This is a genomic window from Streptomyces sp. R41 (assembly GCF_041053055.1).
GTDB lineage: Bacteria > Actinomycetota > Actinomycetes > Streptomycetales > Streptomycetaceae > Streptomyces.
Genome location: NZ_CP163443.1, coordinates 8,739,523 through 8,763,119, shown reverse-complemented (window position 1 = coordinate 8,763,119; position 23,597 = coordinate 8,739,523). Strand labels below are relative to the sequence as shown.

15 protein-coding genes and 1 pseudogene are annotated in these 23,597 nt (G+C 69.2%); 7 read left to right on the top strand and 9 right to left on the bottom strand.

Going from position 1 to position 23,597, the window contains the following annotated elements:
* Positions 1 to 38: 38 nt before the first annotated feature.
* Positions 39 to 639 (top strand): annotated as a pseudogene (locus AB5J53_RS39705) (transposase family protein).
* A 799-nt stretch (positions 640 to 1,438) separates the two neighbouring features.
* Entirely contained in the window at positions 1,439 to 4,348 is a 2,910-nt protein-coding gene (locus tag AB5J53_RS39700; RefSeq protein ID WP_369250440.1) for a SpoIIE family protein phosphatase, read from the top strand.
* A gap of 616 nt (positions 4,349 to 4,964) precedes the next feature.
* Here the strand turns inward: AB5J53_RS39700 and frc are convergent.
* Together frc and oxc are read right to left on the bottom strand one after the other, a co-directional pair.
* A complete protein-coding gene (gene frc / locus AB5J53_RS39695) occupies positions 4,965 to 6,221 on the bottom strand; it encodes a formyl-CoA transferase (protein ID WP_369250439.1) in 1,257 nt (418 codons plus the stop codon).
* Positions 6,222 to 6,310: 89 nt separating this feature from the next.
* On the bottom strand, positions 6,311 to 8,062 hold the full coding sequence (oxc, locus tag AB5J53_RS39690; protein WP_369250438.1) for an oxalyl-CoA decarboxylase: 1,752 nt from the start codon (positions 8,060 to 8,062) through the stop codon (positions 6,311 to 6,313).
* Between the two features lie 267 nt (positions 8,063 to 8,329).
* Here oxc and AB5J53_RS39685 point away from each other — a divergent pair, with 267 nt between their 5' ends.
* Positions 8,330 to 9,922, top strand: a complete 1,593-nt coding sequence (locus tag AB5J53_RS39685) for a FadD7 family fatty acid--CoA ligase (protein WP_369250437.1) — start codon at positions 8,330 to 8,332, stop codon at positions 9,920 to 9,922.
* A gap of 15 nt (positions 9,923 to 9,937) precedes the next feature.
* On the opposite strand, the gene AB5J53_RS39680 is transcribed toward AB5J53_RS39685, so the two are convergent.
* Complete coding sequence (locus tag AB5J53_RS39680; protein WP_189190875.1) at positions 9,938 to 10,870, bottom strand: LysR family transcriptional regulator; 933 nt, start codon at positions 10,868 to 10,870, stop codon at positions 9,938 to 9,940.
* A 191-nt stretch (positions 10,871 to 11,061) separates the two neighbouring features.
* Positions 11,062 to 12,075 carry a 2-dehydropantoate 2-reductase gene (locus tag AB5J53_RS39675; RefSeq protein WP_369250436.1) on the bottom strand — a complete coding sequence of 338 codons (1,014 nt, stop codon included), beginning with the start codon at positions 12,073 to 12,075 and terminating at the stop codon, positions 11,062 to 11,064.
* Positions 12,076 to 12,187: 112 nt separating this feature from the next.
* Between AB5J53_RS39675 and AB5J53_RS39670 the strand changes: the two genes are divergently transcribed.
* From AB5J53_RS39670 to moaA, 4 genes are all read left to right on the top strand, one after another.
* Complete coding sequence (locus AB5J53_RS39670; protein ID WP_369250435.1) at positions 12,188 to 13,303, top strand: Re/Si-specific NAD(P)(+) transhydrogenase subunit alpha; 1,116 nt, start codon at positions 12,188 to 12,190, stop codon at positions 13,301 to 13,303.
* A complete protein-coding gene (locus tag AB5J53_RS39665) occupies positions 13,303 to 13,614 on the top strand; it encodes an NAD(P) transhydrogenase subunit alpha (protein ID WP_369250434.1) in 312 nt (103 codons plus the stop codon). The genes AB5J53_RS39670 and AB5J53_RS39665 overlap by 1 nt, the downstream gene beginning before the upstream one ends.
* Positions 13,607 to 14,995, top strand: a complete 1,389-nt coding sequence (locus tag AB5J53_RS39660; protein WP_369250433.1) for an NAD(P)(+) transhydrogenase (Re/Si-specific) subunit beta — start codon at positions 13,607 to 13,609, stop codon at positions 14,993 to 14,995. Before AB5J53_RS39665 ends, AB5J53_RS39660 begins: the two co-directional genes overlap by 8 nt.
* 87 nt (positions 14,996 to 15,082) lie before the next feature.
* Positions 15,083 to 16,072 (top strand): GTP 3',8-cyclase MoaA, encoded by a 990-nt coding sequence (gene moaA / locus AB5J53_RS39655; protein WP_369250432.1) that lies wholly within the window; start codon positions 15,083 to 15,085, stop codon positions 16,070 to 16,072.
* Between the two features lie 262 nt (positions 16,073 to 16,334).
* Here the strand turns inward: moaA and AB5J53_RS39650 are convergent, their stop codons facing one another.
* From AB5J53_RS39650 to AB5J53_RS39630, 5 genes are all read right to left on the bottom strand, one after another.
* Positions 16,335 to 17,750, bottom strand: a complete 1,416-nt coding sequence (locus AB5J53_RS39650; protein WP_369250431.1) for an OFA family MFS transporter — start codon at positions 17,748 to 17,750, stop codon at positions 16,335 to 16,337.
* A 382-nt stretch (positions 17,751 to 18,132) separates the two neighbouring features.
* On the bottom strand, positions 18,133 to 18,345 hold the full coding sequence (locus AB5J53_RS39645) for a formate dehydrogenase subunit delta (protein ID WP_369250430.1): 213 nt from the start codon (positions 18,343 to 18,345) through the stop codon (positions 18,133 to 18,135).
* A 1-nt stretch (position 18,346) separates the two neighbouring features.
* Positions 18,347 to 21,163, bottom strand: coding sequence for a formate dehydrogenase subunit alpha (gene fdhF / locus AB5J53_RS39640; protein ID WP_369250429.1), 2,817 nt, complete (start codon positions 21,161 to 21,163; stop codon positions 18,347 to 18,349).
* Positions 21,160 to 22,773, bottom strand: coding sequence for a formate dehydrogenase beta subunit (locus AB5J53_RS39635; protein WP_369250428.1), 1,614 nt, complete (start codon positions 22,771 to 22,773; stop codon positions 21,160 to 21,162). The genes fdhF and AB5J53_RS39635 overlap by 4 nt, the downstream gene beginning before the upstream one ends.
* Positions 22,770 to 23,249 (bottom strand): NAD(P)H-dependent oxidoreductase subunit E, encoded by a 480-nt coding sequence (locus AB5J53_RS39630; protein WP_369250427.1) that lies wholly within the window; start codon positions 23,247 to 23,249, stop codon positions 22,770 to 22,772. The genes AB5J53_RS39635 and AB5J53_RS39630 overlap by 4 nt, the downstream gene beginning before the upstream one ends.
* Positions 23,250 to 23,597 lie beyond the last annotated feature (348 nt).

The window sequence follows — 23,597 nt, the reverse complement described above, 5'->3', positions numbered from 1 at the left end:
CCAGGGCCGGATTGGAAGTGCTGGTCGAGTGGGTCACCATGCTCATCGTCACCCGTGAGGGTGACCGCCGCTGCAAGCTCCCGCCGCACCAGCGTGCCCTGGTCGGCCTGGTGTACCTGCGCAGGCATGACACCCTCGCCCAGCTCGCTGGCGGCTTCGGCATCTCCGTCGGAACCGCCCACGCCTACGCGGCAGCCGTCGTCGACCTGCTCACCGGCCGCGCGCCGGGCCTGTTGCGCGCCCTGCGCGAAGCCGACCCGGACTACGTCCTGATCGACGGCACCCCCGGGTCGGCGACAGCCGGGCCGACTACTCCCACAAGCACCGCCGGCACGGGGTGAACGTGCAGGTAGTGACCGATCCAGCCGGGCGACTGCTGTGGATCTCGTCGGCGCCGCCCGGCCGTGCCCACGACCTGACCGCGGCCCGCACCCACCGGATCATTCGGATCTGCGAACGCCAGGGCGTCTCACACCAACCCAGGCAACGATCAACCGCGCGCTCTCGGCGGCGCGGGCGCCTGTGGAGCGGGGTGTGGCTCGCCTGAAGTCCTGGCGCATCCTCCGCAAAGCCCGGTGCAGCCCGAATCGAATGTCGTCAATCGCCGCGGCTGTCCTCACCCTCGAGCGGCAACGCTGAAAGGACTCACTGAGTGACAACGCCGACGAACGGCGGCGGACGAGCATGGACGCCAAACGGACCGCCAACGCAGGTGAGGAACACACCGCCTAGGGCAGAGCCCCCGCCCAAGTTGCTTCGGGACGAAGAGGTCTTGACGGCAGGTTCTGACGGCAACGTCGGCAGGCCGCATCGACCTTGAGCGCCTCCCGGAGCATTGATCGTGCTCTACCGCGGGCTCGGCACCCAGGCGGAAGATTCGGATGATCGAACTCCTAAAGCGGGTGTCGCAGGTTCGAATCCTGCCGGGGGCACAGAAGAAAGGGCCAGCTCAGGAGGGTTTCCCTCCCGAGGCTGACCCCTTCGCTGTTTCAGGCGCCGTGCCACATGCGTGCCGCTCCAAGCCCTGATCGACGCGGTCACTACGGGACACGGCCTTGATCTCTACCGTCGGGTTTGACGAACTGCTGGTAATGCCACCGCGCCAAGCCGGCGGATAAGGCCTCAGTGGCAACGGAGGGTGAGCTAACGCCGCATACAGTTGATCGGATACGAAAGGATCACCAGGATGGATGAGATCGCCTAAGTTATTCCAATTAGTATGAAACGGACGGATGTGGATCGTTGCAGGTCCACATCCGATCACATGCGGCCCAGCGGGTGCCCAAGCGGTGAGCGGAGGCGACAGTCGGCAGTGGTGAATACCAGAGGCGGCGATGCGGACAACACCGGCCCGTCCATGCCCCACGTCCCCCATCCGCTACACCAGCCGCAGGGCCTGCGGACCATACAGACCGAACGGCCCTTGGAGCGACACCGCATGCGGATGCGGCTGCTCGACGCCGTGGACGAGGACCGGCGCGATGTCGAAGGGCTGCTGACCGCGCTCCAGCAGGCGGTAGCCGAAGTGCACGGCCTGGGCGGCATGGTGCACCTCCCGGGCGGCGGCATGAGCGGCATCCTCTACCTGGTCGCCGACAGTGGCCTGCCGGAGTCGATGACCCGGCCCTGGCTGATCATCCCGGCACGGGGCACGGCACCGCCCAGCAGGGCCGCCCGCAACGACACCATCACCTGGCAGCCCGACCTGGCCCCGCCCGACCCGGTGCCAGGCCGGGACCCGGCCGCCCTGTGGCCTTCCCGACTCCCTGCCGGCATCGGTCACCTGGCCATCCCCATTCCGGGCGGTGGCCGGCGACGCGGCGCGCTCTCCGTCCTCTTCGCCCCGGGCGCCGAGCCCGGCGCGGCGGAGCGCACGTTTCTGAACGAGGTGGCGGCCTGGATGTCCGGGAGGCTCAAGTCGTCCGGGATCCTCAATCCGTCCCCCACCCTGCTGCACGCCTTGGAGAACGGGCCAGAACCGCGGGAGGCCGCCCCCCTGTGGGACGTGGAAGGGATGCCCTCCATCACGTACACCTGGGACCTGCGCACCGGCGAGTTGACCTCCGACCGGCCCGTCGAGCAGGTGCTGACCGGCATCGATCCGGAGGTGATGAGCGGCGGCATCGAGGCGTGGGCGGCGCTGATCCACCCGGACGACCTGCCAGGGGCGGTAGCCGGCTTCGACACGGGCATCCAGCTGCGCGGCGGCTTCCAGAACGAGTACCGGATCCGGCGCCAGGACGGCACATACCTCTGGATCGAGGCTCGTGCCCGGACGATCACGGACGAAGAGGGGACGTCGGTGAAGGTGATCGGCACCCTCCGGGACAGCAGCGAAACGCACGCCGCCGCCGAGTCGGTGGGGCGGGCGCTGCGACACATGAGCGACGGCTTCGTCTCCCTGGACACGGACTGGCGCATCGGATTTCTCAATCAGGCCGCCGAGCGGCTCTTCGGCGCCGCGGGAGACGTGGCCGGAGCCCTGCTCTGGGACATTCCCGCGGTAGGTGCCGTGCCGGGGCTGGAGCAACGGTGCCGGGCCACGGCGGCCGAGGGCCAGCCAGCCGGATTCGACGTACCGGGGCCGGACGGGACGTCCTGGTACCACCTGCGGCTGGTGCCGGTGCCGGAAGGCCTCACGCTCTACATCACCGACACCACCGAGCGGCATCTGCGCGAGGCCGAGCGGGCCGCCGCGGAGCGGGCGGCCGCGGAGCGGGCGGCCCTGGTGCAGCGGATCACGCGGGAGCTGGCCGAGGCTGTCACGGCCCAGGATGTGATGGCGGCGGTGGCCGACGGCGTGATGACACCCGTCGGGGCCACCGGACTCATCATGCTCGGCGTGGTCGGCGACCGGCTGACCGTGGTCGGCTCCCGAGGATATTCGGAGCGCTTCACCCGACTGCTGGACGGGCAGTGGACAGTGAGGGACACCACGAGCCCGGTGGGGGACGCCCTGCGCACCCGCACCCCCCTCTGCATCTCCTCCCCGGAGGAGTTCCTGAAGCGTTACCCGGGGACGGAGACCCTGATCCGGGAGGGCGGCAAGCAGGCGTGGGCCTTTCTGCCGCTGGCGGTATCGGGGCGCGGGATCGGCGCGGCGGTGATCGGCTTCGGCCGACCGCGGGTGCTGGACGATGACGAACGAACGCTGCTGACCGCGCTCAGCGGACTGATCGCGCAGGCCCTGGAGCGGGCCGGGCTCTACGACGAGGCGACGACCCGGGCCCGTACGCTCCAGCGCAGCCTGCTGCCGCAGGCATTGCCCAAGCTGCCCGAGGTGACGGCGGCGGCGCGCTACCAGTCGGCCAAGCAGGGAGCCGACGTCGGCGGCGACTGGTACGACGTGATCCCGCTCTCCTCGGCCCGGGTGGCGCTTGTGATCGGCGACGTCATGGGCCACGGCATGGCCGAGGCCGCCACCATGGGCAGGCTCCGCACGGCCGTCCGTACCCTCTCGGAGCTGGAGCTGCCGCCCGACGAAATCCTCGGCCACCTCAACGACATCGTCGGCGAGCTGGGCACCGATGCCTTCGTAACCTGCCTGTACGGCATCTACGACCCGGTGACCCGGCGTCTGTCGTACGCCAGCGCCGGTCATCCACCCCCGGCGGTGACCCACCCCGACGGCACCGTCACCTTCCTGTCCATGACCCCGGACCCGCCACTGGGGGTGGCCGCTCCGCCCTTCGAAACCCTCGAGACCCTACTGCCCGCCGACAGCCTGCTCGCCCTCTACAGCGACGGCCTGGTCGAGAGCAAGGACAGGGATATCACCACCGGCATGAGACGCCTCGCCGAGCTCCTCTTTCAGTCCGTGAACGCCATGCCGACCTCACCGGCGGACTCGTCCGACCTGGACGCCCTCTGCGCCACCCTCACCTCCGCTCTCCTCCCCGCCCACGGCGCGCTGATAGACGACGCCGCCCTGCTGCTGGCCCGCACCCACCCGCTGGACGCGGAGAACGTCGCCGAGTGGCCGTTGCCGGAGGACCCGGTGGCGGCGGGCCAGGCCCGGGAGCTGGTCCGCGCCCAGCTCACCGACTGGGACCTGGCCGATGAGGACCTGACCATGACCACCGAACTCTTGGTCAGCGAGCTGGTCGGGAACGTCATCCGGCACGCCTGCGGCCCCATCCGGCTGCGCATGCTCCGCAGCCGCGCACTGATCTGCGAGGTCTCCGACGCCAGCCTGACCACGCCGCACATCCGCCACACCTCCGCCACCGACGAGGGCGGCCGCGGCCTCCAGCTCATTTCCGCACTCTGCCAGCGCTGGGGCACCCGCCATACCCGCACCGGCAAGTCCATCTGGACCGAACAGCCCCTCCCCACCGCCTCAGTTTGATCTTTAAGCTCGCACGTCACCGTTCGCCCAGGTAACCGCCTGAACTGGCCGCGAATGATCGCAGATTCCCAAGCTGGGAGCTCCGAGGGACGGCGCTCTGGCACTCCCGTCACGAGACGGCCGTGGCGTCCGGCCGACGACACAAGCCGGTGGCGTGGCTAAGGCCGGTGGGGGTACAGCGAGACATACGCGCGCCTGGTCGGACGGCGCACCCGCCATCGTGGCTGACTGTCGTCGGGTGAAGGTCGTGCCACAACCGTGCCAGATACACGTGCCACAACCGTGCCAGAAACAGGGGTCAGCCACGGTCAACGAGGGCGTCCTACAGTCGCGTTGCCGTCCACCTCACCAGGTATCGAAGCCCCAGGTCAGCGGACGGAGTCTCAAACCTCTCTCCTAAAGTGGTGCTCAGCAGGCCGTGGACCATCCATGGACTCGACCTGTCTGATCTGTCACGGGCCGGTGCCTGACCTGCTGCGTCGTCCGGGTATCAAGGGCCCATCGCAGCCGCGGTCGCTTCCGGCGTTCAGCGGAGGGCTCCTCCCCCGCTGACACCCCCTCACATGCCGGTGCCCCGCGTACGAGGACCGTACGCGGGGCACCGTGTTGTTCCGGGTCAGGCGACGACCTGGCCCTCGTGCAGCTTGCGGATGTCGTCCGCGTCGTAGCCGAGGTCGGCGAGCACCTCGTCGGTGTGCTCGCCGAGCAGCGGCGCACCCTTGATGTCGGGCTTGAAGCCGGAGAACTTGATCGGGCTGCCCACCGTCAGGTAAGTGCCGCGCTCCTTCTGCTCGACCTCGACGATCGTGCCGCTCCTGCGCATGTCGGGGTCCTCGGCGAGTTCCTTCATGCTGAGCACGGGGGCGCAGGGCACCTCCCACTCGCGCAGGATGTCGACCGCCTCGTACTTGGTCTTGTCGGCCAGCCACTTCTCGATCTCGCCGAAGATGTCCATGATGTGCGGCTGGCGGGCCCGGGCGGTCGTGTACTCCGGGTCGTCGACCCACTCGGGGTGGCCGATGGCCTCAGCGGTGCGCTTCCAGTTCTGCTCCTGGACCGTGAAGTAGATGTAGGCGTTGGGGTCGGTCTCCCAGCCCTTGCACTTCAGGATCCAGCCCGGCTGACCGCCGCCGCCGGCGTTGCCGCCGCGGGGCACCGCGTCACCGAACTCGCTGTGCGGGTACTGGGGGTACTCCTCCAGGTAGCCGACCTTCTCCAGGCGCTGCTGGTCACGGAGCTTGACCCGGGTCAGGTTGAGCACGGCGTCCTGCATGGACACCGATACCTTCTGGCCCAGACCGGTCGCGTTGCGCTGGATGATCGCGGTCAGCAGGCCGATCAACAGGTGCATACCGGTGTTGCTGTCGCCGAGGGCCGAGCCGCTGATGGTCGGCGGGCCGTCCCAGAAACCCGTGGTGGACGCGGCGCCACCGGCCGCCTGCGCGACGTTCTCGTAGACCTTGAGGTCGGACCACGACGAGTCGTCGTTGAAGCCCTTGACCGAGCCGAAGATCAGGCGCGGGTTCAGCTCGTGGATGTAGTCCCAGCCGAGACCCATACGGTCCATGGCGCCCGGCGCGAAGTTCTCGACCAGGATGTCCGACTCGCGGATCAGCTTCTCCATGACCTCCTTGCCCTCGGGGGTCTTGGTGTTGATGGCCAGCGAGCGCTTGTTGCTGTTCAGCATGGTGAAGTACAGGGCATCGAGGTCGGGGATGTCCCGCAGCTGATTGCGGGTCACGTCGCCGCCCTGGGGGCGCTCGACCTTGATGACGTCGGCTCCGAACCAGGCGAGCATCTGGGTACAGGCGGGACCGGCCTGGACCCCGGTGAAGTCGATCACCTTGATTCCGGCGAGCGGCTTTTCACTCATGGTGGCTTCCTTCTCGTGAATGATCTCGGTGCGAGGGTGGGCTGTGCGGGAGCTGGAGTTCGGGGTGGAGACGGTCACTTCCGAGGAGGTCACTTCTTGGCCGGCGTGATGTTGCCGACCGTGATGCCCTTCGGGTTGAGGTGCGAGATGTGGCCGCTCTCGGTGCCGGCCGAGGGGTCGATCACGCAGTCGATGAGCGCCGGTCCGCCCGAGGCCAGTGCCTCGGTGAGAGCGGCGGTGACCTCGGCGGGCGTGGTCGCGCGGTAGCCCTTGCCGCCGAACGCCTCGATCATCAGGTCGTGGCGGGCGGAGAGCATGAGGGTCGTCGGCGACGGGGCGTCGTCGAGCGGGTTGACGTCGTCGCCGCGGTAGACACCGCCGTTGTTCATGATGATCGTGACGACGGGCAGCTTGTAGCGGCAGATCGTCTCCAGCTCCATGCCGCTGAACCCGAAGGCGCTGTCGCCCTCCACGGCGACGACCGGGGCACCGCTCTCGACGGCGGCGGCGATCGCGTAACCCATGCCGATGCCCATGACGCCCCACGTGCCGCTGTCGAGGCGGTGGCGCGGTACGTGCATGTCGATGACGTTGCGCGCGATGTCCAGCGCGTTGGCGCCCTCGTTGACGATGTACGTCTCCGGGCGCTCGCGCACGATGTCACGCACCGCCTTCAGGGCGCCCATGAACTGCATCGGGTGCGGGTCGGCTTCTAGGCGCTTCGCCATCTTCGCGACGTTCTGCGCCGAGCGCGCCGCCAGCTCGTCCTTCCAGGCCGCGGGAGCCGCGATCTGGCCCGGCTTGGTCCGCTCGGCGAGGGCGTCGAGCACCGACTCGATGTCTCCGACGAGCGGGGCGGCGATGGGCTGGTTGCTGTCCATCTCCTTGGGCTCGATGTCCACCTGGATGAACTTGGCGTCGGGGTTCCACTGCGGTGCTTCGCCGTGGTTCAGCAGCCAGTTGAGGCGGGCGCCGACGAGCATGACGACGTCGGCCTTCTTCAGCGCCAGCGAGCGGGCGGTGGCCGCCGACTGCGGGTGGTCGTCGGGCAGCAGGCCTTTCGCCATCGACATCGGTACGTACGGGATGCCCGTGGACTCGATGAACTCACGGATCTTGGCGTCGGCCTGCGCGTACGCGGCGCCCTTGCCGAGCACCACCAGCGGCCGCTCGGCGCCTGCCAGGAGCTCGATCGCGCGGTCCACCGCCTCCGGCGCGGGCAGTTGGCGGGGCGAGGGATCGACGAGACGGCTCAGCGTCCTGGCGCCCGCCTCCGCGTCCATGATGGAGCCGAGCACCGCGGCGGGGATGTCGAGGTAGACCCCGCCGGGGCGCCCGGAGATCGCGGTGCGCAGCGCGCGGGCGATGCCCCGGCCGATGTCCTCCACCCGGCTCACCCGGTACGCGGCCTTCACGAACGGCTGCGCGGCGGCGAGCTGGTCCATCTCCTCGTAGTCACCCTGTTTGAGGTCGACGAGGTGGCGCTCGCTGGAGCCGGAGATCTGGACCATCGGGAAGCAGTTCGTGGTCGCGTTCGCCAGCGCGACAAGCCCGTTGAGGAAGCCCGGTGCGGACACCGTCAGGGCCACGCCCGGCTTCTTCGTGAGGTAGCCGGCGGCCGCGGCCGCGTGTCCGGCGTTGCTCTCGTGACGGAAGCCGATGTAGCGGATGCCCTGTGCCTGTGCGAGGCGGGCCAGGTCGGTGATCGGGATGCCGACCACCCCGTAGATGGTGTCGACGTCGTTCATCTTGAGCGCGTCGACGACCAGGTGGTACCCGTCGGTGAGCTCGGTCGGAACGTCGGCTGCTGCCGCGGTCTCCATTGTCGAGGGGGCGGTCATGGTCCGAGGTCCTCCTTGGGCAGGTCCTGCCTGTGCGGCTACTGCTCTCACCTTCGTAAGCGCGCCTGCCCGCGTCCAAGACCCATCGACGACCAACTGATAAACAGCATCTATCGATGGCTGGTGGAGGGGTGCGATGTCGCCTCGCAGCTCCCTTGATAGACGCCTGCTATCGGCCGTTCACCAGTGGGTATTGGACGCGCTCCGCACGCCGCCGCAGGCTCGCAGAGGACTGCTTCATCAGGCTGGGCGCGAGGAGGTGGAGTCATGGCCGTTCCGGCGGCGGCGTCCGTGCGCGACGCGGACCGGTACCGGCCCCCGGCGGTCACGGGTCTCGTCGATCTTCTCGATCGGCACGTTCGCGAGCGCCCGCATGCCAGGGCGCTTGTCGTCACCGGCGACCGGGTGCACCTGTCGTACCGCGCCCTCGCCGCGCTGGCCGACGACGTGGCCGCCCGGCTCGGCGGCACGGGGCTGCACCGCGGGGACGCGGTGGGTCTCGTCTGCGCGAACAACGCCGAGTTCGTGGTCGCGCTGCTGGGTGCGGCACGGGCCGGTCTGGTGGTCGCTCCGATCGACCCGGCGCTGCCCGAGTCGCAGCTGTCCGCGCGGCTCGAGGCGCTGGGTGCGCAGGCGGTGCTCCTCGGTCCCTCCGCGGCCGGCGCCCCGCCGGTCGCACGGCTCCCCCTCCCGACCTGGCCGCTGCGCGTGGACGCCTCCCGGGCGGGAACGGCGGCAGCGGTGCTCGACACCGGCGCGGGTGTGGTGCGCCAGGTTCGGGGCGCGGCAGCCGAGTTGTCCAGCCACGACGCCCTCGTCCTGTTCACCGCGGGAACCACCGACCGGGCCAAGATGGTCCCGCTGACGCACGCCAACGTGGCTGCCTCGGTGCGGAACATCTGCGCCACCTACGAGTTGGGGCCCGGTGACGCGACGGTCGCGGTGATGCCGTTCTTCCACGGCCACGGGCTGTTCGCGGCACTTCTGGCGTCGCTGGCGAGCGGCGGGTGCGTCCTGCTGCCCGAGCGGGGCCGGTTCTCGGCGCGCACGTTCTGGAACGACATGCGGGCCGCGTCCGCGACGTGGTTCACCGCGGTCCCGACCATCTACGAGATCCTGCTGGACCGCTCGGAGATCGAGTACCCGGGTCCGCAGGTCCCGCCCCTGAAGTTCGTACGCAGCTGCAGTGCGCCCCTCAACACGGCCACGCAGCGGGCTCTTGAGCGCACGCTCGGCGCACCGCTGCTGTCCGCGTACGGGATGACGGAGTCCACGCACCAGGCGACCAGCGAGCCGCTGTCGCAGCGGGGTCCGCTGAAGCACGGTTCGGTCGGCCGGCCGACCGGGGTGGACCTCCGCGTCGTCGACCAGGACGGGTCTCCATGTCCGGTCGGCACGGAGGGTGAGGTGTGGGTGCACGGTCCCACCGTCGCCCGCGGCTACCTCGGCAACCCGGCCGAGACGGCGCGCAGTTTCGCCGACCGCTGGTTCCGCACCGGTGACCTGGGCTCACTGGACAAGGACGGCTACCTGTCCCTGACCGGACGCATCAAGAACCTGATCAGCCGGGGCGGCGAGAAGATCTCGCCCGAGCACGTCGAAGACATCCTCGCCGGCTGTCCCGGAGTCGCCGAGGCGGCCGTGTTCGCCGTGCCCGACGCGACGTACGGGCAACGGGTCGGCGCCGCCGTCGTCGTACGCGAGGGCGAGGGGCTCGGGTCCGAGCAGATCCTCCAGTACTGCCGTGACCGGCTGGCCGCGTACGAGGTGCCCGACCGGCTGGAGGTCGTCGCCGCGCTGCCGCACACCGCCAAGGGAGCGCTCGACCGACGGGCGGTGGAGGCCCGGTACGCCCAGTGACCTGGAGGGTCCCGCTCACCTCACGCGGTGCTCGGTCGGCAGGGGTTCTTCGAAGAAGTCGTCCAGCGACAGGCCCGTTGCCGCGTTCACGAACGCCCGGGCGGCGATCGAACCGGGAGTTGCCGCGTGGATCGCCACCGAGACCTGGGCCCTGGCGTCCGGGTCGACCAGGCGCACGGCTCTGGTCCTGCCGATGACCGGCATCGCCCGCAGCCACGAGTGCGGCACGATGCTGGCCCACTCGCCGCCGCCCACATGCGCGTAGAGGGAGGCGATCGAGTCCGTCTCCACCTGCGGGGTCACCACGACGCCCTTGTCCGCGAACACGCTGTCGATGAGCTCGCGGATCCGGTGGTCGGGTGTCAGCAGCGCGAGCGGCAGCTGGGCCGCCTCCGTCCACGTCATGGTGTTGGTCTGGGTCATCAGCTGGTCGCCCGAGACCAGCAGCATGTACCGCTCCTCGTACAGCGGCATCACCTGCAGGTTCTCCCGGTCGCCCGGCGCGAAGTGGGCGATCGCGGCGTCCAGTTCGAACTCGCGCAGCTGGCGCAGGAGCTCCTTCGTCGACAGCCGGGAGCGGACCTGCACCTTGGCCAGGGGGTGCGCCGAGCAGAACGCGGCGACGGGCAGCGCCAGGGTCGTCGACGCGGTGGGTTCCGTGCCCAGCCGCAGCGTCCCGGTGATGCCGGACTGTACGGCGGCCACCTCGGCCTTGAACGCGTCCTGCTCGGCGAGGATGCGCTTGGCCCACACGACGAGCCGTTCGCCCTCCGGAGTGAGGCCCTGGTAGTTGTGGCCACGGTTGATCAGCGTGACGTTCAATTCACGCTCCAGCTTGGCGATCGCCGCCGAGAGCGCGGGCTGCGAGACATAGCAGGCTTCTGCCGCCCGGGCGAAGTGCCTTTCCCTGGCCACCGCCACGAAGTACTCGAGCTGGCGGAACAGCATGACGACTCCTCTCTGCCTGGCGCCGCGCCAGCGCTTGGAGCCGACTGGATGCCATGTGACCAGCCAAGCTTACCGAGCGTGGCATGCCGCGCCCTCCGTTCCTGCCCCCGCAGCCGGTACGGCAGCCGCGGCGAGCACGCGGGGGTCGCCCCGTCCTCGCCGGGCTCCCGCCCGGGCACCGCCGGCACCTGTCAGGCAGGCACTGGATTCTGCGTTGTGCCGGCGTTCTCCGCACCCGCCGTACTGCGTCGCGACAGCAGGTCGGTGGCGGCGTGCACCGCACGCAGGGTGGGTGCGTCGGCGCCGGAGATGTCGGCCATCTCCACCACCGCGGTCACGATGGCGTCGAGTTCCAGCGGCTTGCCCGCCTCGAGGTCCTGGAGCATCGACGTCTTGTGGTGGCCGACCCCCTCCGCACCGCGCAGCCGCTTCTCGATCGAGATGTCCGGGGTGCTGCCGACTCTGGCCGCGATCTCGAGGGTCTCCTCCATGAGCTGGGTGACCAGCCGCCGGGTGAGCGGATGTTGGCAGATCTCGACCATCGTCGCCCGGGTCAGCGCGCTGATCGGGTTGAACGCGACGTTGCCCATCAGCTTGATCCAGATGTCGTCGCGCAGGTTCGGCTCCACCGGGCACTTCAGCCCGCCCGCGACCATGGCCTCACTCAAGGCCGTACAGCGGTCGGAAACTTCGCCCGCGGGCTCGCCGATGGAGAAGCGGGTGCCCTCCAGGTGCCGGATGACACCGGGGGCCTCGATGACCGTGGCGGGGTAGACCACGCAGCCCACCGCCCGTTCCGGCGGCAGGACCTTGCTGGTGGCGCCGGCTGGGTCGACCGCCTCGATCCGGCGCCCCTCGTAGGGACCGGCCAGCTTGTGGAAGTACCACCACGGGATGCCGTTCTGCCCGGCCACCACCGCGGTCCGGTCGCCGAGCAGCGGGGCGACCAGCGAACCGCTGGACGGGTAGGCGTGTGCCTTGAGCCCCAGGAACACGTAGTCCACGACCCCGACCTCGGCCGGGTCGTCCGTGGCGTGGGGCCGCGCCACGAAGTCACCGCGCGGGCTGTTCACCCGGACCCCATGAGCACGGATCGCCCGCAGGTGCTCACCTCGGGCGATGAGGTGGACGTCAGCGCCACCACGGTGCAGTGCCGCTCCGACATAGGCGCCGATCGCACCGGCTCCGAGGACTGCAATTCTCACGGCGGCTCCTCTCGAAGGGAAGTGATGAATACTGTATGCAGTATCCTTCTTGGATGTACAGTCTCGTGGCACCCGACTCGCAGACCCCTTGGAGAGCCATGAGGGACACCACATGAACCTGGACACCGCAGCAGCAGAAGCCGGCCCCACGGCACTGATCGGGGTGCCGCTGGAGACGGCGGCGGGCGAACGCCGCGTAGCACTGGTCCCCAACGTCGTCGAACGGCTGCGAGCCGCCGGTCTTGCCGTCGTGGTCGAGGCCGGGGCGGGAGCCGGGGCACTGATTCCCGACGAGCAGTACGAGCAGGCCGGGGCCTCCATCGGTGATCCGTGGGACGCCGACGTCGTGGTCAAGGTGAACCCGCCGACGGCTCGGGAGATCGACGCGCTGGGCTCCGGTTCCACGCTGATCAGCTTCCTGGCGCCGCTGACCCAGCCGGAGACCACGGCGAAACTGCGCAGCTCCGGTATCACCGGCTTCGCCATGGAAGCCGTACCGCGGATCTCCCGCGCGCAGTCGATGGATGCCCTGTCCTCGCAGGCCAACGTCGCCGGATACAAGGCGGTGTTGCTGGCCGCCGAGCGGTCCACCCGCTTCTTCCCGATGCTCACCACGGCCGCCGGCACCGTGAAGCCCGCCACCGTCCTGGTGCTCGGCGTGGGCGTGGCCGGGCTGCAGGCGCTCGCCACCGCGAAGCGTCTCGGCGCCCGCACCACCGGCTTCGACGTCAGGCCCGAAGTCGCCGAGCAGGTGCGGTCGCTCGGCGCGAAGTGGCTGGACCTGGGCATCCAGGCCTCCGGTGAGGGCGGTTACGCCCGCGCGCTGACCGAGGAGGAACAGGCCGAGCAGCAGCGCCGGTTGACCGAGGCGATCTCCGGCTTCGACGTGGTGATCACCACCGCGCTGGTGCCCGGGCGCCCGGCACCGAAGCTGGTCACGGCCGAGGCGGTGCAGCGGATGCGGCCCGGCAGCGTGGTGGTGGACCTCGCCGGGGAGATGGGCGGCAACTGCGCACTCACCGAGCCGGGCGAGACCGTCGTACGCCACGACGTCACCGTCGCGGCACCGCTCAACCTGCCCGCGACGATGCCCGAGCACGCCAGCGAGCTGTACGCCCGCAATGTGCAGTCCCTGCTGGACCTGATGGTGGTCGACGGCAAGATCGCCCCCGATTTCTCCGACGAGATACTCGCCGGTTCCTGCGTCACCCGTGACAAGGAGGCCTGATGTTCCTGGCCAATATCGCCATTCTGGTGCTGGCCGGCTTCGTCGGCTTCGCCGTGATCTCCAAGGTGCCCAACACCCTGCATACGCCGCTGATGTCGGGCACCAACGCCATCCACGGCATTGTGCTGCTGGGCGGTCTGATCCTGGTGGGTCAGGCCGCGTCCGGCTTCCTCAACCAGCTTCTGCTGGTGATCGCGATCGCGTTCGGCACGATCAACGTGGTCGGCGGCTTCCTGGTGACGGACCGGATGCTCGGCATGTTCAAGAACAAGCCGAGCCCTGCAGCAAAGGGTGCCGGCGACCATGAGTGATCTGATCGACGTTCTCTACATCATCGCGTTCACGCTCTTCATCTACGGCCTGATGGGCCTGACCGGACCGCGAACGGCGGTGCGCGGCAACCTCATCGCCGCGGCCGGCATGGCGATCGCGGTCGTCGCCACGCTGCTCACGCCCGGTACGAGCAACTGGTCGCTGATCGCGCTGGGCATCGGCCTGGGCACGGTCCTGGGCGTGCCGAGCGCGCAACGCGTCAAGATGACCGCGATGCCGCAGATGGTGGCCCTGTTCAACGGCGTCGGCGGCGGCACGGTGGCACTGGTCGCCTGGGTGGAGTTCAGGGACACCCACGCCTACGCCTCCGAGGCCGCGTACGTGGCCATCGCCTCGCTCTTCGGGGCGGTCGTCGGCTCGGTCTCCTTCTGGGGCTCCCTGATCGCCTTCGGCAAGTTGCAGGAGATTCTCCCCGGCCGGCCGATCAGCCTCGGCCGCGGTCAACAGCCGCTCAACATCGTGCTGTTCCTCGCCTCCGTCGCCTGCGCGACGGCCATCGGTACGGGAGCGGACTCGGAACTGCTGATCATCGGCGTGCTGCTGTTCGCCGCGGTGCTGGGTGTGATGGTGGTCCTGCCGATCGGCGGTGCGGACATGCCGGTGGTGATCTCGCTGCTCAACGCGTTCACCGGACTGTCCGCCGCGGCCGCGGGCCTGGCCCTCGACAACATCGCGATGATCGTCGCCGGCATGATCGTCGGCGCGTCCGGATCGATCCTGACCAACCTGATGGCCAAGGCCATGAACCGCTCGATCCCCTCGATCATCGCCGGCGGTTTCGGCGGCGGCGCGGCGGCCGGCGGTCCCGGCACCGGTCCGGTGGACCAGACGGTGCGCCGGACGAGCGCGGCGGACGCGGCGATCCAGATGGCGTACGCGAGCCAGGTGGTCATCGTTCCGGGATACGGCATGGCGGTCGCGCAGGCCCAGCACGCGGTACGGGAGATGGCCAAGCACCTGGAGGAACGCGGCATCGAGGTCAAGCACGCCATCCATCCCGTCGCGGGGCGGATGCCGGGCCATATGAACGTGCTGCTCGCCGAGGCCGACGTACCGTACGAGCAGCTCAAGGAAATGGACGACATCAACGGCGAGTTCAGCCGTACGGAAGTGGCGCTCGTGATCGGTGCGAACGACGTCACCAATCCGGCCGCCCGCTCGAACCCGGGATCGCCGATCTACGGGATGCCCATCCTGAACGTGGACGAGGCGCACTCGATCATCGTCCTCAAGCGCTCGATGAGCCCCGGCTTCGCCGGCATCGACAACGAGCTGTACTACGACCCGAAGACCACGATGCTCTTCGGCGACGCGAAGACCTCCGTCGCGGAGATCACCGAGGAACTCAAGGCCCTGTAATCGCTCATCACGTGGTGGGGGGGAAGCGTCACCTTCCCCCCACCACAACGCCGTTGTGCCCAGAAAACAAAGGGAAAGGTGTAACCCGTGCTGATCGACACCCACGGTCGGACCGCCACCGATCTACGGGTTTCGCTGACCGACCGGTGCAATCTGCGGTGTACGTACTGCATGCCCGAAGAAGGTCTGCAGTGGCTGGCCAAGCCCGATCTGCTCACGGACGACGAGATCGTCCGTCTCATCGACATAGCCGTCACCTGCCTCGGCATCACCGAGGTCCGCTTCACCGGCGGCGAGCCCCTGCTGCGCCCCGGACTCGTGGGCATCGTCGAGCGGGTCGCCGCCCTTCAGCCGCGCCCCCAGATTTCCCTGACGACCAACGGCATCGGTCTCGAGCGCACCGCAACTGCCCTGAAAGCGGCGGGCCTCGACCGGGTCAACGTCTCCCTCGACACCCTGCGCCCCGACGTCTTCAAAACCCTCACCCGACGCAACCGGCACCACGACGTCGTCGACGGCCTGACCGCGGCCCGCGAGGCGGGCCTCACCCCGGTCAAGGTCAACTCCGTACTCATGCGCGGCATCAACGATGAGGAGGCCCCCGACCTGCTGGCCTGGGCCGTCGCGCACGACTACGAGCTGCGCTTCATCGAGCAGATGCCGCTGGACGCCCAACACGGCTGGCGGCGAAGCGACTTGGTAACTGCCGTCGAGATCTTCGAGAAGCTCTCCGCCCGCTTCACCCTCACCCCCGAGGTCCCCTCCGTACGCGGCTCCGCGCCCGCCGAACGCTGGCTGGTCGACGGCGGACCGGCCCGGGTCGGGGTGATCGCCTCGGTCACCCGGCCGTTCTGCCGCGCCTGCGACCGCACCCGCCTCACCGCCGACGGGCAGGTGCGCAACTGTCTGTTCGCGCGCGAGGAGTCCGACCTGCGCACGGCGGTACGTTCCGGTGCGTCCGATCAGCACATCGCCGAGCTGTGGCGCGCCGCGATGTGGGGCAAGAAGGCCGGCTCCGGGCTCGACGACCCGGCGTTCCTGCAGCCCGAGCGCCCGATGTCCGCCATCGGCGGCTGACGATCCGGCCCCGAGTAGGCACGCCCTCAAAGGAGTTGGGCGAGGTGTAGGCGCTGCGGGAGTGCGCGTTGGACGGGCACAGGAATTGGGCGAGGCCGGTCGGAGCAGGGAGCGCATCCCACCGACCGGCCTCGCCCCGTGTCGCGGACGACCCGGCGCGGAACTGCCGCTGAACCGAGCCTGGATCCGTTCGCCCGCGCACGATTTATGAGGGCACAGATTCCCTTTTATGAGGGCGCAGATCCCCTTGAGGTCGGCCCGCTCAACCCGTCGCGTCGGCGCGGGTCCGTGCGGGGATCCTGCTGACCTCCTGGTCGAGGCCGCGTTCCCCGCGCCTGCGCCCGGGCTGCCGTAGGAACATCGTGATCGCCGCCGAGAGGAAGGCGATGCCTCCGGCCAGGGTGTAGCCGCCGGTGTAGCCCCAGGCGCTGATCACGGAGGCGGCCAGACCGCCGCCGCCGACACCGCCGACCAGTTTGGCGCTGTAGACCAGGCCGTAGTTCTGCGCGTTGTTGTTCTCGCCGAAGTAGTCGGGTACGAGCGCGGCGAACAGCGGGTAGAAGGCGCCGCCGCCGAATCCGTTCAGGAAGGCGAAGAACAGGAAGAGGGGTTCGTTGTGCGCCTTGCCCGACCACAGGACGCCGAACTGCGCAACGCCAGCCACCAGCAGCACCAGCGTCAGCGTCTGCCGGCGGCCCAGGGTGTCGGAGAGCCAGCCCACGGCCGCCCGGCCGACGCCGTTGACCACGGCGAGCACACCCGCCGAGGACGCGGCCACCAGCGGCCCGAAGCCCAGGCTCTTGGCGAACGGCACCTGGAAGTTGATGCCGAAGAGGGACACCCCGCCGATGCACACCAGCGCGAACCACATCAGCGGCAGCTGACCGGTCCGGATCGCCTCCATCGGGGTGAACTGGCGTGCCGCGGGCGGGTTCTTGGCCAGCCGCCTGGCGACCCGCGCGGCATCCTCGCTCGCGCCACGGTTCAGCGGGTCCACGTCCTGCGGCCACCAGCTCTTCGGCGGGTCCTTGAAGAACATGCCGCAGACGGCCACGGTGACCACCATGAACAGCGCGATCAGGTCGAGCACGAGCTTGAAGTTCCCGGGGTGGAACCAGTAGCTGAAGACGAAGATGAACGGCAGGGTTCCGTAGGCGAAGCCGCCGTTGACGAAGCCCGTGCGGGCGCCCTTGTTGTCCGGATACCACTTGCCGACCATGTTGATGCAGGTCGCGTACACCAGTCCCGCACCCGTGCCGCCCAGCACCGAGTAGCCGATGATCACGACGGCGGGGCTCCCGAAGTGGGCGAGGGACACCATGCCCAGGCCGGAGAGGAGCGCACCGGTCAGCATGGCGGTCTTGGCCGAAACGACTCCCTTCTCCCTCAGCCGGCCGGCGGGAAAGGCCACCCCGGCCTGGAAGACCGCCCAGATACTGGCGATCCAGAACGCCTCCGTGAGCGTCCACCCGTGGACGTTCTCCAGCGTCGACTCCGCGGAGCTGTAGCCGTACTCAAAGACACTGACACCCATCATCGCGAACCACGGGAGCCAGACCATCCAGGCCCGGGGCCTGCCCAGGATGGAGCGGTCGCTCTCGCCGATCCGGTACACGCGGCCGTTCACGTCGGTGACTTCCCGATAAGCGGGGGGAGTCACCTCAGGTATTGCTGACATTGTGTGTCTTCCCTTGCGTGAAAAGAGTGTGGCGTGCGCTCCCTGTGCCTTTCTCTTCATGCGGTGGGGGGTGGTCCGGGGCGGCATCCCGGACCGTGACCGAAGCTCCCATGGTGAGATTGCATACGGTATGGAGAGACGAAAGTAGATGTCCAGAGTGTTTCGGGAAGATTGACTAGGCCATTACCAGCCAGGGTTATGGCCCGATCGCGGCCCGTAGCTGTCCGGTCGCGCGCAAGCGAAAAACGCCTCCCGTGCCGGGACGACAGAGGCTCTGAAAAGTCTCGTCGTCCCAGCTCAGAAGGCGTTTTGGGTTCTCCGCTCGTGAACCTGCCCCGGCCCCGAGCCCGGGGCCGGACACGGGGCCGGCGAAACCCAGGGGTCAGCGCAGCAGCTTCACCGCCGCGACCACCAAGGGGTCGAGACCATCCGCTCCGGCGTCGACGAACTCGTACAGGCGATTGCGCATGCGTGGGTCCCAGAACCTGCCGATGTGGCCCGCGACCGCCTCGGCGGCCTGTTCCCCCGGCAGGTGTCCGAGGTTCGCGGCGATGTCGTTGGCCATCCGTCGTTCCGGTGGCACGGCGGCTGCCATCTCAGTCCACCACCGTGACCAGGTCGTCCGCCGCCGGCTCCGCGTCCGCCTGTTGGAGCGGGTGCGCGAGCCCGACCTGTACGGCGGTCACCTTGTACTCCGGGCAGTTGGTCGCCCAGTCGGAGTTCTCCGTGGTCACCACGTTGGCGCCGGTCACGGGGTGGTGGAACGTGGTGTACACGACCCCGGTCGGCATCCGGTCGGAGATCTCCGCGCGCAGCGTCGTCTGTCCGACGCGGCTGGCCAGAGTGACCAGGTCACCGTCGGTGATGCCGCGCACTTCGGCGTCGTGAGGGTGCAGCTCCAGGACGTCCTCGGGATGCCACGCGACATTGCCCGTACGACGGGTCTGCGCGCCGACGTTGTACTGGCTGAGGATCCGCCCCGTGGTCAGGACCAGCGGGAAGCGCCGGGTGCTGCGCTCGTTCGTCGGCACGAAGGCGGTGACCACGAACTTGCCCTTGCCCCGGACGAACTCGTCCACGTGCATGACCGGCGTTCCCTCCGGAGCCGACTCGTTGCACGGCCACTGGACGCTGCCGAGCTTGTCCAGCACCTCGAAGGACACACCCGTGAAGGTGGGGGTGACCGAGGCGATCTCGTCCATGATCTGGCTCGGGTGGTCGTACGACATCGGATAGCCCATGGCGGTGGCGATCTCGCTCACGATCTGCCACTCATGCTTGCCGGTCTTCGGCTTCATCACCGCGCGCACCCGGTTGATCCGGCGCTCGGCGTTGGTGAAGGTGCCGTCCTTCTCCAGGAAGGAAGCGCCGGGCAGGAAGACGTGCGCGAACTTGGCCGTCTCGTTGAGGAACAAGTCCTGCACGACCACCAGTTCCATGGCTTCGAGCGCGGCGGTGACGTGCTTGAGGTTGGGGTCGGACTGGGCGATGTCCTCGCCGTGCACGAACAGTCCGCGGAAGGTTCCGTCGATCGCCGCGTCGAACATGTTCGGGATACGCAGTCCGGGCTCGGCGAGGATGGTGCCGCCCCAGAGATTCTCGAACACGTTGCGCACGGCGTCGTCGGAGACGTGCCGGTAGCCGGGGAGTTCGTGCGGGAACGAGCCCATGTCGCACGAGCCCTGCACGTTGTTCTGACCGCGCAGCGGGTTCACGCCGACGCCGTCCCGGCCGATGTTGCCGCACGCCATCGCCAGGTTGGCCATACCCATCACCATGGTCGAGCCCTGGCTGTGCTCGGTGACGCCGAGGCCGTAGTAGATGGCGCCGTTGGGTGCCTCGGCGTACAGCCGGGCGGCGGCCCGCAGCTCCTCGGCCGGCACCCCGGTGATCGCTTCGGCGACCTCGGGGCTGTTCTCCGGGCGGGCGATGAACTCCGCCCACTCGTCGAACCCTTCGCACCGCTGGTCCACGAAGGACCGGTCGACCAGACCCTCGGTGACCACCACGTGCGCCATGGCGTTGACCACGGCGACGTTGGTGCTCGGCCTGAGCTGGAGGTGGTGCTGGGCCTCGATGTGCGGCGAGCGCACGAGATCGATGCGGCGCGGGTCGACCACGATGAGCTTCGCGCCCTCGCGCAGCCGGCGCTTCATCCGGGAGGCGAACACCGGGTGTCCGTCCGTGGGGTTGGCCCCAATCACCATGATCACGTCGGCCTCGGCCACCGACCGGAAGTCCTGGGTGCCGGCCGACTCGCCGAAGGTCTGCTTGAGCCCGTATCCCGTCGGGGAGTGGCACACGCGGGCGCAGGTGTCGACGTTGTTGTTGCCGAACGCCGCGCGCACCATCTTCTGGACGACGTAGACCTCTTCGTTCGTGCACCGCGACGAGGTGATGCCGCCGATCGCACTCGATCCGTAGCGGTCCTGGATCTCGCGCATCCGCCGGGCGACCGTGCCGATCGCCTCGTCCCACTCGACCTCGCGCCATGGATCGGTGATCTTCTCGCGGACCATCGGCTTCAGTACGCGGTCGGGGTGCGTGGCGTAGCCGAAGGCGAACCGGCCCTTCACGCAGGAGTGGCCCTCGTTGGCTCCGCCGTCCTTGTACGGCACCATCCGGACCAGTTCGTCGCCACGCAGCTCGGCCTTGAAGGAGCAGCCGACACCGCAGTACGCGCAGGTCGTGACCACCGACCGGGTCGGCATGCCGAGTTCGACGACCGACTTCTCCTGCAGCGTCGAGGTCGGGCAGGCCTGCACGCAGGCCCCGCAGGAGACGCACTCGGAGTCCATGAAGGTCTCGCCGGCGCCCGCCGAGACCTTGGACTCGAAGCCGCGCCCCTCGATGGTCAGCGCGAACGTGCCCTGCACCTCGCCGCAGGCCCGCACGCAGCGGGAGCAGGCGATGCACTTGGACGGGTCGAAGTCGAAGTACGGGTTGGACGTGTCCTTCTCGGCGTCGAGATGGTTCTCGCCCTCGTAGCCGTACCGGACCTGCCGCAGCCCGACCACGCCGGCCATGTCCTGCAGTTCGCAGTCACCGTTGGCCGGGCAGGTGAGGCAGTCCAGCGGATGGTCGGAGATGTAGAGCTCCATGACGCCCTGGCGGAGCTTTTCCACCTTGGGCGTCTGGGTGCTCACCTTCATGCCGTCGGCACACGGTGTGGTGCAGGACGCCGGGGTGCCGCGCCGTCCGTCGATCTCCACCACGCACAGCCGACACGAGCCGAACGCCTCAAGGCTGTCGGTGGCGCACAGTTTGGGTATGTCGACGCCGGCCTGTGCGGCGGCGCGCATCACCGACGTGCCCTCCGGGACGGTCACCGGCAGGCCGTCCACCTCCACCGACACCGTCGCCGGGCCGGGCCTTTCCGGGGTTCCGAAGTCGGGCTCCTTGAGGAGTGTCATGCCGTGCCCTCCGTCCTCACGCCAGTCGCTTGTACGGGCTGGATCTCCAGGAGTCGACGGCCGCCGAGGAAGTCGTCGGGGAAGTGAGCGAGGGCGCTGCGTACGGGCATCGGTGTCAGCCCGCCCATCGCGCACAGCGAGCCATCGGTCATCAGGTCGCACAGATCCTCGAGCAGCGCCAGGTTCTCGTCCCGGTGCGTGCCGGCCACGATCTTGTCGATCACCTCGACGCCGCGCACCGAACCGACCCGGCAGGGAGTGCACTTGCCGCAGGACTCCTCGGCGCAGAACTCCATCGCGAAGCGAGCCTGGGCGGCCATGTCGACGGTGTCGTCGAACACCACGATGCCGCCGTGGCCGACCATGGCGCCGGCCGCGGCGAAGGCCTCGTAGTCCATCGGCAGGTCGAACATCGACGTCGGCAGATAGGCGCCGAGCGGACCGCCGACCTGCACCGTGCGCACGGGGCGTCCGGAGAAGGTCCCGCCTCCGTAGTCCTCGACCAGTTCGCGCAGGGTGACGCCGAACGCTGTCTCCACGATGCCGCCGTGCGCGATGTTGCCGCCGAGCTGGAAGACCTGAGTGCCGCGCGACCGCTCGACGCCGAGTTCCTGGTACGCCTTCGCGCCGTCGGCGAGGACGACGGGCACGGTCGCCAGCGTGAGGACGTTGTTCACCACGGTCGGTTTGCCGAACAGGCCCTCGATCGCCGGAATCGGCGGCTTGGCGCGCACCATGCCGCGCTTGCCCTCCAGGCTCTCCAGCATGGAGGTCTCCTCGCCGCAGATGTACGCGCCGGCGCCGACGCGGACATGCAGGTCGAAGTCGAGCGCGGAGCCGAGGATGCCCTTGCCGAGCCAGCCGTGCTCACGCGCGATCTCGATCGCCGCGCGCATCGTGGCCACCGCGTCGGGGTACTCCGAGCGGATGTAGAGATAGCCCTCGCTCGCCCCGACCGCGTGCGCGGCGATCGTCATGCCCTCGATGAGCAGGAACGGGTCGCCCTCCATGACCATGCGGTCGGCGAAGGTCCCGCTGTCGCCCTCGTCGGCGTTGCAGCAGACGAACTTCAGCTCGTCGGCGCAGTCGAGCACGGTCTTCCACTTGATGCCGGCCGGGAAGCCGGCTCCGCCGCGACCGCGCAGTCCGGATGCGGTGACCTCCGTGACCACGTCCGCGGGTGCGCGCTGCAGGGCGGCGCGCAGCCCCACCAGCCCGCCGTGCTCCAGATAGTCCCGCGTCGACAGGGGGTCGGTCACCCCGACTCTGGCGAAGGTGACGCGCGTCTGGCGTGCCAGCCAGGGCAGTTCGTCGACGAGGCCGAGCCGCAGCGGATGGTCCGCCCCGTCGAGCATGCCGGCGGCCAGGAGTCCCTCCACGTCCGAGGGTGCCACCGGCCCGTAGCCGACGCGGCCCCGTGGGGTCACGACCTCGACCATCGGCTCCAGCCACAGCATGCCGCGCGATCCGTTGCGCACCACGTCGATGGCGAAGTCCCCACGTGTGGCCGCGCGTTGCAGTGCGTTCGCGACCTCGTCCGCGCCGACGGACCTGGCCGCCGAGTCGCGGGGGACGTAGACCGTCGCCGCGGAGTGCGAAGAGTTGTTCATGATGAGACCGTCCCGTTGAGGAGCGAGCCCAGTTGGGCCGGGCCCACTCGTCCGTACAGCCGACCGTTCGCCTCCACGGACGGCCCGAGTGCGCAGTTGCCGAGGCAGAAGACCTGCTCGACGGTCACCGAACCGTCCGCCGTCGTCTCCCCGAGGGTCAGTCCGGCCTCGCGGGCGTAGCCCACCAGGCCCTCGGCCCCGAGGGCCTGGCATGCCTCGGCACGGCAGATGCGCACCGTGGTGCGTCCCGCGGGCTCGCGGCGGAAGTCGTGGTAGAAGGTCACCACTCCGTGGACGTCCGCCCGGGAGAGGTTGAGTTCGTCGGCGAGCACCGGGATCGCCTCTTGCGGTACGTGGCCCAACTCGGCCTGAACGGCGTGCAGTACGGGGAGCAGCGCACCGCGCCGGCCCCGGTGACCGGCCACCACCCTCCGGACCACGTCCTCGACCGTCACGTCACTCCCGCTGGTCGTCATGATCGCTCCGCCTTCCGTCACGCGGGTCCCCGGCGAGGGTTGCAGGAGACTTGGACACTACCCCATACAGGCTTCTGTATACAGAACTCGATCGCAAAGAAGGTTCCTCGATCCCGGGTGTGCGCGCACCGAGGAACGTGGCCTGCTCCGGCACGTGCCTGCACTCGAAGAACCGGGGTGGGCGCGCCGGAGGCCGGCGCGCCCACGGGGACCCCTGCCGACCAGGGCCTCACGACCGGCAGCCCACACCATCTTGCATACCAAAACCTGTATGCTGACGCTGCCGTCGGCAACCCTCTCGGCGGCCACCACTTGGCAGAGCCGTCGGCCCTCGCGGACCCGGTGGCA